Origin of the sequence: Enterococcus sp. DIV1094 (genome assembly GCF_017316305.2) — a bacterium.
GTDB classification, from domain to species: domain Bacteria; phylum Bacillota; class Bacilli; order Lactobacillales; family Enterococcaceae; genus Enterococcus_B; species Enterococcus_B mangumiae.
Genome location: NZ_CP147250.1, coordinates 2,955,982 through 2,972,574, shown reverse-complemented (window position 1 = coordinate 2,972,574; position 16,593 = coordinate 2,955,982). Strand labels below are relative to the sequence as shown.

At 40.5% G+C, this 16,593-nt stretch carries 14 protein-coding genes; 12 read left to right on the top strand and 2 right to left on the bottom strand.

The genetic code is table 11. The annotated features are described in order from the left end of the window. Nucleotides 1-86 precede the first annotated feature (86 nt). The 8 genes from gatC to DOK79_RS14110 all read left to right on the top strand — a co-directional run bounded on the left by gatC (nt 87) and on the right by DOK79_RS14110 (nt 9,671). Nucleotides 87-392, top strand: a complete 306-nt coding sequence (gene gatC / locus DOK79_RS14145; protein WP_010735262.1) for an Asp-tRNA(Asn)/Glu-tRNA(Gln) amidotransferase subunit GatC — start codon at nt 87-89, stop codon at nt 390-392. After that, nucleotides 392-1,864, top strand: a complete 1,473-nt coding sequence (gene gatA, locus DOK79_RS14140) for an Asp-tRNA(Asn)/Glu-tRNA(Gln) amidotransferase subunit GatA (RefSeq protein ID WP_206856072.1) — start codon at nt 392-394, stop codon at nt 1,862-1,864. The genes gatC and gatA overlap by 1 nt, the downstream gene beginning before the upstream one ends. Then, nucleotides 1,861-3,291 carry an Asp-tRNA(Asn)/Glu-tRNA(Gln) amidotransferase subunit GatB gene (gene gatB / locus DOK79_RS14135; RefSeq protein ID WP_206856073.1) on the top strand — a complete coding sequence of 477 codons (1,431 nt, stop codon included), beginning with the start codon at nt 1,861-1,863 and terminating at the stop codon, nt 3,289-3,291. The genes gatA and gatB overlap by 4 nt, the downstream gene beginning before the upstream one ends. A 9-nt stretch (nt 3,292-3,300) precedes the next feature. Beyond that, nucleotides 3,301-4,341: a diacylglycerol kinase gene (locus DOK79_RS14130; protein ID WP_206856076.1), complete on the top strand. Its 1,041-nt coding sequence runs from the start codon at nt 3,301-3,303 to the stop codon at nt 4,339-4,341. 166 nt (nt 4,342-4,507) lie between these two features. Then, nucleotides 4,508-5,872: a 23S rRNA (uracil(1939)-C(5))-methyltransferase RlmD gene (rlmD, locus tag DOK79_RS14125; RefSeq protein WP_206856078.1), complete on the top strand. Its 1,365-nt coding sequence runs from the start codon at nt 4,508-4,510 to the stop codon at nt 5,870-5,872. Between the two features lie 821 nt (nt 5,873-6,693). Then, the gene (locus DOK79_RS14120) at nt 6,694-7,608 is read left to right on the top strand and encodes a hypothetical protein (protein ID WP_206856080.1); all 915 of its coding nucleotides are present in this window, start codon (nt 6,694-6,696) and stop codon (nt 7,606-7,608) included. A 27-nt stretch (nt 7,609-7,635) separates the two neighbouring features. Next, nucleotides 7,636-8,589: an ATP-binding cassette domain-containing protein gene (locus tag DOK79_RS14115; protein WP_206856082.1), complete on the top strand. Its 954-nt coding sequence runs from the start codon at nt 7,636-7,638 to the stop codon at nt 8,587-8,589. Nucleotides 8,590-8,609: 20 nt separating this feature from the next. Beyond that, on the top strand, nt 8,610-9,671 hold the full coding sequence (locus tag DOK79_RS14110) for an extracellular solute-binding protein (RefSeq protein ID WP_206856084.1): 1,062 nt from the start codon (nt 8,610-8,612) through the stop codon (nt 9,669-9,671). 106 nt (nt 9,672-9,777) lie between these two features. On the opposite strand, the gene DOK79_RS14105 is transcribed toward DOK79_RS14110, so the two are convergent. After that, nucleotides 9,778-9,978 carry a hypothetical protein gene (locus DOK79_RS14105; RefSeq protein ID WP_206856086.1) on the bottom strand — a complete coding sequence of 67 codons (201 nt, stop codon included), beginning with the start codon at nt 9,976-9,978 and terminating at the stop codon, nt 9,778-9,780. A 2-nt stretch (nt 9,979-9,980) separates the two neighbouring features. Here DOK79_RS14105 and DOK79_RS14100 point away from each other — a divergent pair, with 2 nt between their 5' ends. The 3 genes from DOK79_RS14100 to DOK79_RS14090 all read left to right on the top strand — a co-directional run bounded on the left by DOK79_RS14100 (nt 9,981) and on the right by DOK79_RS14090 (nt 12,038). Continuing rightward, entirely contained in the window at nt 9,981-11,333 is a 1,353-nt protein-coding gene (locus tag DOK79_RS14100; RefSeq protein ID WP_242543279.1) for an ABC transporter permease, read from the top strand. Continuing rightward, nucleotides 11,334-11,840, top strand: coding sequence for a metallophosphoesterase family protein (locus tag DOK79_RS14095; RefSeq protein ID WP_206856092.1), 507 nt, complete (start codon nt 11,334-11,336; stop codon nt 11,838-11,840). Between the two features lie 69 nt (nt 11,841-11,909). Beyond that, complete coding sequence (locus DOK79_RS14090) at nt 11,910-12,038, top strand: hypothetical protein (RefSeq protein WP_277989376.1); 129 nt, start codon at nt 11,910-11,912, stop codon at nt 12,036-12,038. 139 nt (nt 12,039-12,177) lie between these two features. On the opposite strand, the gene DOK79_RS14085 is transcribed toward DOK79_RS14090, so the two are convergent. Beyond that, nucleotides 12,178-13,671, bottom strand: coding sequence for a helix-turn-helix domain-containing protein (locus tag DOK79_RS14085; RefSeq protein ID WP_206856094.1), 1,494 nt, complete (start codon nt 13,669-13,671; stop codon nt 12,178-12,180). Nucleotides 13,672-13,859: 188 nt separating this feature from the next. Between DOK79_RS14085 and DOK79_RS14080 the strand changes: the two genes are divergently transcribed. Further along, complete coding sequence (locus DOK79_RS14080) at nt 13,860-16,478, top strand: BspA family leucine-rich repeat surface protein (RefSeq protein WP_206856098.1); 2,619 nt, start codon at nt 13,860-13,862, stop codon at nt 16,476-16,478. Nucleotides 16,479-16,593: the final 115 nt, after the last annotated feature.

The following is a 16,593-nucleotide window of genomic DNA, read 5'->3' as shown; positions in this document are numbered from 1 at the left end:
AGATAAATTTCAAGAAAGAATTTCAGAATGCGATTTTCTTATGTTAAAATAAGAAGCAAAGTTTTCATTTAGAAAGAAGGGGTACTATGGCGATTAGTGAAGAACAAGTAAAACATGTAGCGAAGTTAGCCAAATTAAAATTTGCCGATGAAGAGCGCGCAGGTTTTACTGATCAATTAGGAAAAATCATTGACATGGTAGAAATGCTGGAGGAAGTAGATACTGAAGGCGTACCATTTACATCAAACGTCGTTGAAACAGTCAACGTCATGCGACAAGACCGGGCACAACTAGGTTGGAGCAGAGATGAATTATTGAAAAACGTACCGGAAAAAGAAGATGGTTTCATTAAAGTACCAGCAATCATCGATAACGGGGAGGCTGGCGCATAATGACAGAATTATACAATCGTTCATTAGAAGAACTACACGACTTATTGGTTTCAAAAGAAATCACTGCACAAGACTTGGTGAAAGCAACCTTTGATCGTATCAAAGAAACAGAACCTGAGATCGATGCGTTTATCACATTGAATGAAGAAAAAGCTCTAGCGCAAGCTAAAGCCTTGGACGAAAAGGGCATCGACGAAAACAATGTTCTTTCAGGTATTCCAATCGGTATCAAAGACAATATCGTAACGAAAGATCTTTTGACGACAGCAGCATCAAAAATCCTTTATAATTTTGAACCGATCTATGATGCGACAGTCATGGAAAAAGTCTACGAAGCAGATATGATCCCTGTTGGTAAATTGAACATGGACGAATTTGCAATGGGCGGAAGTACCGAAACTTCTTATTTCAAAAAAACGAAGAATGCTTGGGATCAAACAAAGGTTCCTGGAGGATCATCTGGTGGTTCAGCGGCAGCTGTTGCGGCAGGACAGATCCCAGTCTCTTTAGGGAGTGATACTGGTGGTAGTATTCGTCAACCAGCAGCTTTCAATGGAATCGTAGGGATGAAACCAACGTATGGTCGCGTTTCACGTTTCGGCTTGATTGCATTTGCCTCTTCTTTAGACCAAATCGGCCCAATGACTCGTACAGTCAAAGACAATGCATTAGCTTTGACAGCCATCAGTGGCTACGATGAAAAAGATGGTACTTCATCAGGTGTCTCTGTCCCTAACTTTGCAGAAGGCTTGACTGGTGACATCAAAGGCATGAAGATCGCTATACCTAAAGAATATTTAGGTGAAGGTGTCGACGAAGGCGTGAAAGAAGCGATTCTTAAAGCCGCTGAAACTTTCCGTTCTTTAGGTGCTACTGTAGAAGAAGTCAGCTTACCTCATTCAAAATATGGTGTGGCTGTTTACTATATTATTGCTTCATCTGAAGCAAGCTCAAACTTGCAACGTTTTGATGGAATCCGTTATGGTTACCGCTCAGAAGATGTGAAGAACTTAGATGATGTCTATGTCAACTCACGTTCTGAAGGTTTCGGAGAAGAAGTAAAACGTCGTATTATGTTAGGGACTTTCTCATTGAGTGCCGGCTATTATGATGCGCATTTCAAAAAAGCAGGACAAGTTCGTACGCTGATCAAGCGTGACTTTGAAAAAGTCTTTGCAGACTATGATTTGATCATTGGCCCATCGTCACCGACTGTGGCATTTGGCCTTGGTGAAAATATCAACGATCCAATCACGATGTACATGAGTGACATCTTGACGATCCCAGTGAACTTGGCAGGACTTCCAGGTATGTCTGTTCCTGCTGGCTTATCTGAAGGACTACCAGTCGGCTTACAGATCATCGGGAATTATTTCGATGAAAAAACGATGTACCAAGCAGCTTATGCGTTTGAGCAAGCAACTGAGTTCCACCGTCAACAACCAGCAATTTTAGGAGGGAAAGCCGAATGAATTTTGAAACAGTCATTGGACTTGAGGTCCACGTTGAATTAAAAACCAACTCAAAAATCTTCTCTCCAGCTCCTGCGCATTTCGGTGCTGAACCAAACAGCAACACCAATGTGATCGACTGGGGATACCCTGGAGTTTTACCAGTAATGAATAAAGCAGCCTTAGAATTTGGGATGCGTGCGGCGTTAGCGTTGAATTGCGAGATTTCAAAAGATACGCATTTTGACCGCAAAAACTATTTCTATCCAGATAATCCAAAAGCGTATCAAATCTCACAATTTGACCAACCAATCGGTCATGATGGTTGGATCGAGATCGAAGTCGAAGGCAAAAAGAAAAAAATCCGTATCGAGCGTGTACATCTAGAAGAAGATGCAGGTAAAAATATGCACGGTATCGGCGGCTATTCTTATGTCGATCTAAACAGACAAGGAACACCGTTGATCGAGATCGTTTCAGAAGCGGATATGCGTTCACCAGAAGAAGCCTATGCTTACTTGGAAGCATTACGTTCAGTGATCCAATTTACTGAAGTCAGTGATGTAAAATTGGAAGAAGGTTCAATGCGTTGTGATGCCAATATTTCTTTACGCCCATATGGCCAAGAAGAATTTGGAACAAAAGCAGAATTGAAAAACTTGAACTCTCTTTCATTTGTCAAAAAAGGGTTAGCATTTGAAGAAAAACGTCAAGCGAAAGTATTGTTATCTGGTGGAGAGATCCAACAAGAAACACGTCGCTTCGATGAAACGACGAACAAAACGATCTTGATGCGTGTCAAAGAAGGGTCAAGTGACTATCGTTACTTCCCAGAACCTGATATCCCAAGATTCGTGATCGATGATGAATGGATCCAACGAGTGAAAGCAAGCTTACCAGAAATGCCAGCTTCTCGCCGTGAACGTTACATCCGCGAATTAGGTTTACCAGAGTATGATGCAAAAGTATTGACACTATCAAAAGAAATGTCTGATTTCTTTGAAGCAACATTAGAAAACGGAGCAGACGCCAAACAAGCATCAAACTGGTTGATGGGCGAAGTTTCTGCTTACTTGAACAGTGAAAAACTAGAGCTAGCTGAAACGAAATTAACACCTGAAAACTTAGCTGGCATGATCCGTTTGATTGCAGATGGCACTATCAGTTCTAAAATTGCGAAGAAAGTTTTCCGTGAGTTGATCATGAATGGCGGAGAAGCACAAAGTGTGGTTGAAGCAAACGGTTGGGTCCAATTATCTGATCCAGCGAAATTATTGCCGATCATCAATGAGATCTTAGATAATAACCAACAATCGATTGAAGATTTCAAAAACGGAAAAGACCGTGCAGTCGGTTTCTTAGTCGGACAAATCATGAAAGCAACAAAAGGACAAGCAAACCCAGGTGTGGTCAACAAATTGCTAAATCAAGAATTAGCGAAACGATAGAGGGATGCTATGAAAAAAGCGCGTGTGATCTATAATCCGGTTTCTGGGAAAGAACTGTTAAAACGTAATCTAGCCGACATCCTCCAAGCATTGGAGGAGTCCGGCTATGAAGCGAGTGCTTTTGCAACGACTCCAGAAGAGGATTCGGCAAAAAATGAAGCACGACGAGCGGCTGAGGCAGGTTTTGATCTCGTGGTTGCAGCGGGCGGCGATGGGACGATCAATGAAGTGGTCAATGGGATCGCCCCACTTGAAGTCAGACCAAAAATGGCGATCATTCCAGCTGGAACAACTAATGACTACGCTCGCGCCTTGAAGATCCCACGAGATAATATCAAGGCAGCAGCTGAAGTCATCAAAAAGAACCAAACAGTCAAAATGGATATCGGTCAATCTGACAACAGCTATTTTATCAATATTGCAGCTGGCGGCTATTTGACAGAACTGACTTACGAAGTGCCTTCTGAATTAAAAAGTATTTTTGGCTATCTTGCTTATTTAGCAAAAGGAGCAGAAATGTTGCCACGCGTCAAACCGATCAAGATGCACTTGAAATACGATGAAGGAGAATATAAAGGCAATGCCTCCATGTTCTTTTTAGGTTTGACAAATTCTGTCGGCGGTTTTGAACAAATTGCCCCAGATGCGAAGTTAGACGATGGGAAATTTTCTTTGATCATCGTCAAGACGGCGAATATTTTCGAGATCCTACACATTGCAGCATTGATGCTCAATGGCGGAAAACACGTAGACGATCCAAGAGTCATCTACACGAAAACAAGTTTCCTTTATGTAGAGACAGAAGACAATGCGAACCGTCCGGTCATGATCAATTTAGATGGTGAATATGGTGGAAACGCACCGATGAACTTTAAAAATCTTCATCAACATATCGAATTTTATGCAAACACCGATCAAATTCCAGATGAGGCAATTACTGGTTCTGAAGAAGAAGAACTAGAAGAAGTCAGCAAAGAATTTGTAAAAGAAGTAGAACGTTTGACGGATGAAGATATCGATGGCGATGGTAAAATCGCAGACGAAGAATAGAACTGAGCAAGATTGGATGACTCTTAGAAGGAAAAAACAAGGATCACTATGATTACTGGCTTTTTCCAATAGACTGAAAAGGGCTGGGAATGAATGGATCTCCCAGCTCTTTCCTTTGTTGATCGAACAAAATTAGAAACCATTCAAGAAGAATAGGAGTAATGAAATGACACAAACAATTAAGAAAAATGAACGGTATACTGTTGATATCATCGATTTAAGTTACGAAGGGTTGGGTGTTGCCAAAATCGACGGTTATCCTTTATTTATTGAAAATGCTTTGCCAGGTGAACAAGTGGAGATCCTCGTTGTAAAAGCAGGAAATAAATTTGGCTACGGTAAAGTGGAAAACTGGTTGACGACCTCACCAGACCGCCAAGACATCACTAGTAACGTTTTATTGCGTACAGGAATCGCTCCTTTAGCCCATTTGAAGTATGATCAACAATTAGCATTTAAACAAAAACAAGTCGAACATGTCCTGACTAAAATCGCAAAAACGCCTGAAGTCCAAGTGCAACCGACGATCGGTATGGCAGAACCAACAGGCTATCGTAATAAAGCTCAGATTCCTGTTCGTCGTGTTGACGGCGAATTAGTAACTGGTTTTTACAAGAAAAATAGTCATGACTTAGTGGAGATTGAAGATTTCTTTATCCAAGATCCACAAATCGACCAAGCGATCATCAAGGTAAGAGAAATCTTGCAACGTTTCCAAGTACGCGGCTACAATGAAGAAAAAAATGAAGGTCAAATCCGTCATATCATCGTTCGTCGCGGGCATTATACGCATCAAATGATGGTCGTTCTAGTCACTCGAAAAGAGAAATTTTTCAAATCGAAAGAAATCGCTGAAGCAATCCATGAAGCTTTACCAGAAGTGGTGTCAGTGATCCAAAATATCAATGAAGAAAAAACAAATGTCATTTTAGGTGAAAAAGAGAAAGTCCTTTTTGGTCAATCGTATATCGAAGATCAGTTACTTGGTAAAACGTATCGTATCTCTTCTAAATCCTTTTACCAAGTCAATACAGTACAAACCGAAGTACTGTATCAAAAAGCAATCGAGTTTGCTGAATTGAAAAAAGACGATGTCGTGATCGATGCGTATTCAGGAATTGGAACGATTGGATTATCTTTAGCAGATCAAGTAGCAAGCGTTTATGGGATGGAAATCGTTCCAGCAGCGATCGAAGATGCCCAGTTCAACGCATTGACAAACAAAATCGAAAATGCCCATTATGAAGTGGGCAAAGCAGAAGCAGTTATGAAGAAATGGCAAGACAAAGGGATCAAACCAACCGTTTTAGTTGTCGATCCTCCAAGAAAAGGGTTAGATGCTCGTTTCATTGATTCAGCAATCGACATGGCGCCTGAACGAATCGTTTATATCTCATGCAATCCAGCAACGTTTGCCAGAGATGTGAAGTTGTTTGCGGAAGATGGCTATAAGTTAGAAAAAGTCCAACCAGTTGATTTGTTCCCACAAACGCATCATGTGGAATGTGTCGGGTTACTACGTAAAGGTTAATTCTTAATGTAAGACGTTTCTTTCAATGGAAACGTCTTTTTCTTATCCATTCAAATTTTAGAGAGTAAAATAATCGATAAACTCTGTTGCTACAAAATAACATGTATCTTTTAAATTTCTTCCTATAAAATAGATAGTGAATAATAAAATACAAAATTGACATTCAAAAATGTATGATAAAAAATATCATTAATAAACCGCTGATTTACAAGCAAGTAACACAAACAGTTAATGTTAAAAGAGTCTTTACATGTGGAACGTTTGATTTTGAAGACTATAAAAAGATCTTTAAAAGCTTTTGGGGACCGATCCTGAATCGGTTTGCAGGGCCAAAGGTTGTGAAATAATAGCGTATTGATTCTTCACATATATGCACGGTTGTAACAACTAAAAATAAACGAACTTTCGAATGGATAGGTAGTGAACTTTTATTTATTCTGATCGATGACTATCTTAAAACTTCCAATTGTCTTTAGTGATTCGAGATACTTCTCTCAATGACTGATTGAATAATAGCGATTCTTTACATCGTTTTCGTAAAGGAAACATAAATTAGGCATTGATAAAAAGCGTTAAAAATATACAGTAAGTCAATCGCTGTGTATTTTTAACGCTTTATATGTGTGCTTTACTAATGTCTCCATAATAAGTGAAGGAGTGAATAGAAAGCTTGTTTTTTACTATACACTTTTAAATAACGTTTTATATTAGAATTTTTACATATTTTTGACTGGATATTCACTTGATGTTTACTGGAAATTGACAAATGATTATTATAATAGATTTGTAACAGAGAAAAATAAACAGCTAAGAGGTGTAAGATGACGTATTTGTTAAAGATGACAAACAAGAAATGGATGATGGTAGCTTTACTTTTTACGATAGGAATCAGCACACTGACTTTTTTTTCTGAAGATGTCGCTTCTGCTTCATCAGAATCAATGGTGGATACAGAAGTGAAATTTTTACTTGAGCCTACGCTCGTTTTAGATGAGGATGGTCAATTATCTTCTTCTTTTTTAGAAACACTTGATTTAACTGTCAATCGCCAACGTCGAATCGATATGCAATTCATGGATACATTGGAGCAAGATTTCAATGATCAAGGGTGGATTCATCGAATCAGACAGCGAAACTGGCAAAATAATTGGCAATTAACCTATAGAAAAAGATTTCCGCTTGCTTGGCCGGTAACGGAAAGAAGTATCCAAGCAGCTTTAAAAACAGCGGAAAATGAAGGATTTACAGAAGAGGACTGGGAATTTGAGATCGATTGGAGCTATGATTCAGCAGTTCTAAGTACATCTTCAACAAAAACGGTCGATTTACCTCTTGGTGTACGTCCAGGGGATTTGCCTGATACATCCCTTGCACGACGTTTGTTGATCGATAACCAACCTGCTTTAGTGCCGGTTATTGATTACGATCAATTGATCAATCAAACATTGATCCATGGGCCTGTTTATTTTGATCGTTATGAGTTCTCTGTACCAGAGCTTGGCGGAAGCAATGCATTAAGAATCGAAGTTTTACCGATCAAAACAGAAGATGGTCAAGGAATTGAATATATTGTAGAAGCTTCTTTCGTTGGAGAAAATCAAGAATTAGCAGCAACAGAAAAACAACGCGATTACTTGTTCGCTCGTCTTTCGACTATGGATAATCTAGTTGTACCAAAGAGTGGTTTAAGGACGTCAACGATCTTACAAAGATATAAACATACACAAAATGTCTGAAACATCGCACATTTAGGGGGAGCAAGAGTGAGGATCACCATAAAAAATTTGAAAAAATCATTTGGTCCAACGGTTGTCACAAATATGGATGAGTTGACCTTTGAAACAGGGAAAATCACTACGATGTTGGGGCCTTCTGGTAGTGGGAAAACGACTCTTCTGCGGATGATCGCAGGTTTAGAGACTCCGGATTCCGGAGAAATCTGGTTCGATGAACAGTGTGTTTTTTCATCAGAAAAAAAAATCAGCCTTTCGCCAGATAAACGAGAGTTAGGTTTTGTGTTCCAAGATTTTGCACTATGGCCTCACTTGACAGTATTTGAAAATGTCGCTTTCGGATTACGAGCGCGCAAACAAAAAGACCAGTTAAAAGATCGAGTCATGCAGGCGATAGAGACGGTTCAATTAAGTGGGTTTGAATCAAGATATCCGCATCAATTATCTGGTGGTCAGCAACAGCGTGTGGCGTTTGCCCGAGCGATCGTAGTTGAACCGAATTGTTTACTATTTGATGAACCGATGTCTGCTTTGGATGCGGTACTCCGTAATGAGATGCGGATCGAATTGCGAAATTTGGTAAATCAAATCGGTATCACGGCGATTTTCGTCACCCATGACCAAGTGGATGCGATGAGCATGAGTGATGATGTGATCGTGTTGAATGAAGCAGTGTTGCAACAAAAAGGAACACCAGAAGAAATCTATCATTTTCCGAAAAATGAATTCGTCGCGCGATTTATCGGGCGTTCTAATTGGCTTGACACGAACCAAATGTTTCGACCTGAGTCAGTCAGCTTAACGCCTGATCCGTTGGCTGAAAAGTATCAGGTCGATGTGATCTCAAGTCAGTTTATCGGTCAGGGGTATGAACTCTGTTTAGAAAAGGATAAACAACGCTGGTATGTCGTTTCAAGTCATAAACCGCAATCAACAAGTATAGCTATTTACGTAAAGAAAGAGCATATTTTACAAATACTATAGAAGAATGAGGGAAGAAAACGATGAAAAAATGGTTAGTCGCAGGTGTAGGTATCTTATCGATCATGTTAGCTGGATGTGGTTCAGCAAGTGGAGATACGTCAGAAAATGATTCTAATGCTTCATCAACGAGTGGCGCGCAAGAGGAAACGGAAGCAACGGATCTGTCGGGTGAAGTGTATGTCTACTTACCTAGTCCAGCAAATCTTGGCGATCAGTTGGCAGCAGACTTTGAAGCGCAAACAGGAGTTAGAGTCAATGTCTTTCAAGGAACAACGGGAGAGATCTTAGCTCGCTTGGAAGCGGAATCGGCAAATCCGGTAGCGGATGTCATCATGCTCGCTTCATGGAGTGATGGTCTTGGTTTGAAAGCTGATGATGCGTTGATGTCTTATACGCCAGAAGGAGCAGATAACCTTCATGAAGGTTGGACGGATGAGGACAATATGCTCTTTGGCGCAAGTGGCTCAGCGGTCGGTGTCATTTATAACACGACGTTATTCCCGGAGTTGGATGCAGACTGGGATGAACTAGCTTCTGATAAGTATCAAGGTGAATTAGCCTTTCCCGATCCTGAAAGATCTGGCTCTGCTAAAGATTTCTTAGCAGGTTTTATCAATAATAAAGGAGAAGAAGCGGGTTGGCAGACTTGGAAGGATTTAGCTGCGAATGGAATGACGATACCAGGTGCCAATGCAGCAGCCCTTGAAGAAGTAACTACTGGTGCAAAAGGCATCCTTGTCGGTGGGGTGGATTGGAATGCCTATGATTCGATCAGTAAAGGTGAAGCTTTAGAAATCTACTATCCTGAAGGTGGAACGATCGTTAATCCACGTCCAGCAATGATCCTCAATTCAAGTCGAAATGTAGACAATGCGAAAGCTTTTATGGATTATCTATTATCTGATCGTGCGCAACAGCTGATCAGCGAAGCCTACTTGATCCCTGGCCGAAGTGACATCACGAGTACGCAACGTGAAAACTTAGCCGATATCAATACGCTTGATGTGGATTGGGATTGGATGATGGAGCATTCTTCTGATATCACGAGCGAGTTCTTGTCTCTAGTGGAGTCTGCGCAATGAAATTAAACGCTAAAAAATGGACATATGGGGCGGTCGCCCCCATATGTCTTCTCTTATTCATTTTGACGGGAATCCCTATCGGTGTCATTTTCTATCGCGCCTTAGTTTATGAGGGGACACTTGACATAGGACAAACGATCCAGACCATCATGAATCCAGATAATTTGCAGACGATCACAAATACGTTGTTATTAGGCATTGCGGTCGTGATCTGTTCGACTGTACTTGCCTTGCCCCTCGCTTTTTTGACAGTTAGGACAAAGATCGCCGAGAAAAAAATGGTTAGATATCGTCTTGCTGATCCCATTTATGACACCACCTTATATCGCATCGATGGGCTGGATCTTATTTACGCAACGGCGGGGTCTCTTTCAGCAAATGTTTCCTTTTACCGGAGATTTTTCCGAAAACTTTTTTTCGTTCTGGGGAATCGTTCTGACGATGAGTTTTCATCTTTTTCCTTTTATTTTGACGATCTTAAAAAATGCGTTATTGAATATTGGGACTAGCTTGGACGAGAGTGCGGTGATCTTTGGCGGTGGCTTTTTTTATCGGTTACGCCGTGTCACGTTACCCTTGATCACTGGGAACTACGCTATTGGAGCCTTACTAGTCTTTGTAAAAGCTGTTTCGGAATATGGTACACCAGCAACGATCGGTCAACGTATCGGCTTTTCTGTCTTTGTCACCGCGATCCATCATAACGCGACGATTGCTCCGATCAATTTCAATGCAGCCGCAAGTCTGTCAAGTTTACTGATCTTCATCTGTTTTTGTATTTGGTTCTTACAAAATTATGTGACGGCTAAGAAATCTTATAAGTTAGTTGGCGGAAAAGGCACGAAACTTGTGGTCAAAAAACTATCCGCGCATCAGAAAATCGCCGCTTGGGGTTATATCATTGCGTTATTAGTTGTCGCCATCGGTATTCCTTATTTTTCAGTCGTGATGACCTCATTGATCCGTTTAAGAGGTCAAGGCATGGCTAGTGGAAACTTTACACTCGCTCACTATAGCCAACTCTTGACTGAGAATCCTCGCGCGGTACAAGCATTCAGGAATAGTTTGTTTTTAGCATTTTTTTCTGCAACGATTGCAGCAGTTTTAGGTACCGCCTGTGCTTCGATCATTTACTTTAGTCAAACGAAATTTCGCAAGGTATTACATGTGATGAGTTTATTACCAGACATGTTGCCAAGTATCGTCTTTAGTATTGGTATCATGATTTTTTGGAATAGTATTTTCCATATCATTCCGTTGTACAACCATATCGGGATCATGCTATTAGCTTATGTCACACTTTTTCTTCCTTTTTCAGTACAGTACGTAACTTCTTCTTATACACAGATTGCTGATTCATTGATTTGGGCAGGTAGTGTATTTGGCGGTACACCTTTCTATGTTTTTCGACGAATCATTTTTCCTTTACTTTTGCGTGGGATCTTTGTTGGCTGGATGATGACCTTCATCATATCGTTTCGTGAATTAGTCACAGCGAGTATTTTATCCCCGCCAAATACATTGGTGGTTTCCACTTTCATCATGCGGGAGTTTGAACAAGGAAGTGTTTCAGTAGGTATGGCGATGGCTGTCTTGACGGTTCTGTTTACGACAGGTACATTGGTCATCATCAATTCATTTTTAAGACGGGAGGAATCATAGGTGCAAGCATTGATTGTTAGTGACAGCCATGGGGCGACAGAAGAGCTGCAATCACTTCGACAAAAATATGAAGGAACTGTCGATGTCATGCTTCATTGTGGCGATTCTGAATTACCAGAAGATCATCTAGCATTACAGGGCTTTCAAGTAGTGAATGGCAATCGTGATCTGTATGGTTCAACATTTCAAGAAGAATATCTAAATGAGATCAAGGGAACAACGATCTATATGATCCATGGACATTGGCATGGGATCAAATATTCTTTTGAACAAGTGGCAAAACGAGCAAAAGAGCTGAATGCTCAGATCGCTTGTTTCGGTCATTCCCATGTCCGAGAAGCAGCAATGGTTGACGGAGTACTCTGTATCAATCCAGGCAGTTTCCGTTTCCCTAAGCGCTATCCTGAAAAAAGCTATGTGATCTTAACGTGTGAGGAACAAAAAGATATTGTACATTTTTATAATGAAAAGCATAAAGAAATCGATAAGTTTGAAATTTTCAAGTAAAAATGTGTTACAATAGCGAAGTGTTTATCACGATAGCGAAAAAGTGAATAGAGTAAATGAGGGATACAGATGAATTCAAAAGAAAAAATGCTTGAGTTAATCAAGAAAAAGCAAGGTGGCGGCCGAGTGGAAAAAATGGCAGAGCCTAAGAATGATCGTCGCAATATGCGTAAAGGACCAAAAATTTATAACAAGTAATCGCTTTTCATAAAAAGCGATGTGTCCAATAGTTGGAGCCACATGGTCAGCCCATAAGCGTCAAAAGCCGAAAGTAGCTTTTGACGCTTATTTTTTTGCTGAATCGTGTACATTTGATCGTGAATTTCCGATAGCTTGATCAAAAGAATGAATGATGGAGAGAACGTTCGATCAATTGTTTTTTTAAATGCAACCATTCTTCCTTTGTCGGCACTTGAGCGATTTGGATCAACTCACATGATAATGTGCTCTCCAACTCATAATTACTGACGACAAGAGAGGCGTGTAATTCGTTTATCTTTAGTTGCGTAACGGGTTGGTCGATGAGAAAAAGGGCGTTGTACTGTTGCGGTAGCCATTTTTTGATCATCGTGATCAAAAAATTGTCATAGCCAGCATCCCCGTGAAAAGCAAAAATGATTGGTTGTTTCTTTATTTTTTTCGAGTACTGAGTAGAAAATTGGATCATACTTAAAGACAATGAAACTTCTCTTGTATGAGTTAGTGGAACGAGTTCTTGCCAATCCCGCTGAATCAAGCGGTTTTCCCATGAAAGGTGAAGGTTTTGAAAACGTTGGTCTACTAAATGGTCGATGGATAGAGAGTGCTTCTCAAATTGATCTGTGAGGACTCTTAATAAGTGGAGGTTGGCTAAATAAGCGCTCATCTGCTCAATGCCCTCGTTGTTTGTGCCATCAATCAGTGGTTCTTCTGATAGCCTTTGCTTGATCAAGTTTTTCATGTTTGTTTCTTCTTGATAGTGCGTTGCTGTGTGTGCCATTGATTCGTGCCACTTTGGTGAACTGTAGGAAATACAATGGATAACAATCAAATAGACCCATGCAAGTTCATTTGTAGAAAGCTGCTGAATACCAAGAGTCTTTTTTAAAAAAGGCATGATTTTTTTTTCAAATCTTTTGAAGCTTTTTCTAGACTGGATGGTAGTCAATGTTTCTTGAGGGATCTCGCCCTTTTTACGGCGCAACCAGCGTTCTTTTAAGATGGACAACCAGAGCATCGCACGAAAATTACTAATATGTAAGTGAGATTCAAATGCTTGCTGCAATTCAGCAAACATGACTTTATGTGTTTCTGGAGAGAACAAATATGTATGATCCGTAACAATGCTTCGGCGAAAGCACATATAGAAATTAAAAAAGAATAAACGAATATCATTTTCTTTACCGAGCAGATCCCCGTTTTTAGGTGAGAATTGGATTCGGTGATTGATTAATTCAAGATTCATATGGCGGATGTTTTTTCGTAAGGCAGAACTTGATAGATGATACTCTAAACGCATGGCTTCAAACGATTGATGAAAGCCACGAAGGCTGCGGTCAATCAGCTTATAAGTGATCGTTTCTCTCGCAAGAAGTAGAAGAAATGTATCCAATGTTTCTCCATCAGGAATCTTTAATTGGTAACCGATCATTTTGATTGAAAGTAATTGAATCGTCGGTGGTAGCTTCGCACGTAACGCTTGAATATCTGTACGGAGAGTAGGGGGCGTACAGCCTATTTCTTGAACTAACTCTGTTATTGAAATAATCTCATTTCTTTTTCTCAAATAAGTAAGAATCTTGATCTGGCGATGCAATTGTTTATTTTCATGTAGTTTGAAAAAAGTTTCCATTCGCTGCTCCTCTCGTTTACTTGATTCTCCTTTGATTGTTTTATTTTAGCTTGCTTATTTCTCAAATACAAACCCATTTCCAAATTTTTTTTTCAAAAAAAAAAAATAAAAAATTTTCTCTAGTGAAATAAGTTAAAATTTAGTTGGATGTTTTTTTATCTTTCTAAATTAGAGGAGTTGAATAAGCAATGGACCACAGAAAAATCTTAAAAGTGACCGCTTCGATGTTATTACTCATGAACGCATCCCAACAGAGTATCATTACATTTGCCGATCACTTAGACAGTGGACAAATGACAGAAGAGGTAGCCAGTCCGACGATTGAAGACCAAACAGAGGACGTCACGATGGAAGTAGCAGAAAGTGAAGAGCCGGAAAAACAAGAAAGTGAGAGCCCAGAATCCTCAGCAACGGTTCCGTCAGAAGTGCCGACAGAACCTACGACAGAGGTTACGCAAGAAGTCAAGACTGAGGCAGAGCAAGCAACTGTCGATTCCACGATTGCTCCAGCTGTGGAAGAAGTAACTGCACCTTCAAATGAACCAGTGATCCCAGATCCCAATGCTCGGACGGTTTGCGAAATACAGGGTGTAGAAGATCAAGTTATTTCTGGTGTATTCGGTACCAGTCAATGGCGGATCGACCAGGAAGGCGTTTTGTACATAGATTCAGGAACTTTAGGAGAAACAACGATGGCTGCTCGGGCGCCTTGGTTTTCCAATCGCTCACTGATCAAAAAAATCGTTTTTACAGGACCAGTAGTCGCAAATGCTGAATCATTAGGGTTATTTTTTGACCTGAATCAGCTAACGACGATTGAAAACCTAGCTAATTTAGATACAAGTCAAGTCACGAATATGGATTATTTCTTTGCATGGTGCCGCCAACTGACATCATTAGATCTGTCCACGTTCAATACTCAAAATGTTCGCTCCATGAATTATATGTTCAATGGTTTGTCATCTATGACCTCATTGAATTTGAGCAGTTTCAATACAGCGAACGTCAGTGACATGAGTCATATGTTCTATGGCATGTCTGCATTGACTTCATTGGATCTATCCAGTTTTGATACGTCGAATGTTTCGAACATGAGTTATATGTTTTACGATTGTTCCGCTTTAACATCATTGGATGTGACAGGCTTTCAAACAGCAAACGTGACGAATTTCAGTCATATGTTCCGTGGCTGTTCAGGGTTGAGTCAACTTGATTTATCGAGTTTTGTGACGAGTCAAGCGACTGATATGTCCTTTATGTTCCATGGCTGTTCAGGGTTGCAGGCGCTGGATGTGACTCATTTTGATACGAGCAATGTCGTATTTATGCATTATATGTTCCATGGTTGTTCTGGTCTGACAGAACTTGATGTAAGTGGATTCAATACAACGAACGTCACTTCGATGTATTATATGTTCTTTGGTTGTTCGGGTCTGACTGAATTAGATGTTTCGAACTTTTCAACAAGTAATGTGACCACGATGAGTTTTATGTTTGCAGAATGTATCAATTTGCGTTCGATCGATGTCAGCCGATTCGACACAGATAGCCTACGCTTCATGCGAGGCATGTTCAGAAACTGTCAAAATATCACAGAGCTTGATCTTTCGTACTTTAAAACGGGCAGAGTTCAATTGCAACAAGAGATGTTTGCTGGAACTTCATCTTTAGCCAAGCTTTCATTAGGAATCCAGTTCTATTCATTGAATGAGACAAATATTCCGGAGCTTTTAGCAACAGATGAACATACTGGCTATTGGCAAAATGTGGGAGCAGGTACTGAAGATATCCCGCTTGGTAACCACGTATTAAGTTCCTCTTCATTGATGGCGACTTATCAAAACAGTATGGCAGATACCTATGTATGGCAACCACTTGCTGGTGAGTCGATCCGAGCAGTCGATTCAACGATCTATGTTGGCGATAGCTGGGAGCCGATCGACAATTTTGTCTTAGCTACAGATGAAAATGGTGAATCGATCCCATTTGACGAAAGTATGGTCAGTGGTGAGGTCGATACTACGACAGCAGGTGTCTATCCGGTGACTTATACCAATGGTTCTGCTAGTCAAGAGATCAATGTGACTGTCGAAGAAAGTCAAGAATCTCTTCAAGTTGTCGATTCAACGATCATCGTTGGCGACACTTGGGTGCCAAGTGATAATTTTGTTTCAGCAACGGATAAAACTGGGGCTTCTGTTCCGTTTGATGTGAGTATGGTCAGTGGTGAAGTCGATACGACACAGGTAGGCGAATACAAAATCACCTATACACATGGGGCGATCAGTCATGAAATCACAGTGACAGTCGTTGCGAGTCAAGAAGCAATCAACGCAACTGATTCAAGGATCCATACAGGTGATGTTTGGCATCCTCGTGACAATTTTGTCTCCGCAACGAACAGAGCAGGCGAAACTGTTCCATTTGATGAAAGCATGGTTTCAGGAACCGTTGACACTGGAAGAACAGGAAACTTTGTCATTACATATAGGAATGGCGAAGCATCTCAACGAATCACAGTGACGGTCGTTGAAAATAGAGAAACGATCCAAGCTCAAAACGGTAGTATTTACGTCGGGGATACATGGGACCCAAGTGATCAGTTTGTGTCTGCCACGAATAAAGACGGCGAGATGGTCGCTTTTGATAAAAGCATGGTAACTGGAACCGTTGATACAACAAAAGCAGGTGATTACCCGCTCACTTATACTAATGGTGGAGCGACAGAAGAAGTAGTGGTCGTCGTGAAAGAAAACGGTGAAACGATTGTGACGAAAGATCTTCAGTTATATATCGGAGATACGTAGAAGCCAAGCGATGGTTTCGTCTCGGCAACCAATCGTGCAGGATTTTCAGTCACCTTTGATGAAAGTATGGTATCAGGAACTGTTGATACGAACAAAGAAGGAACTTACACGATCA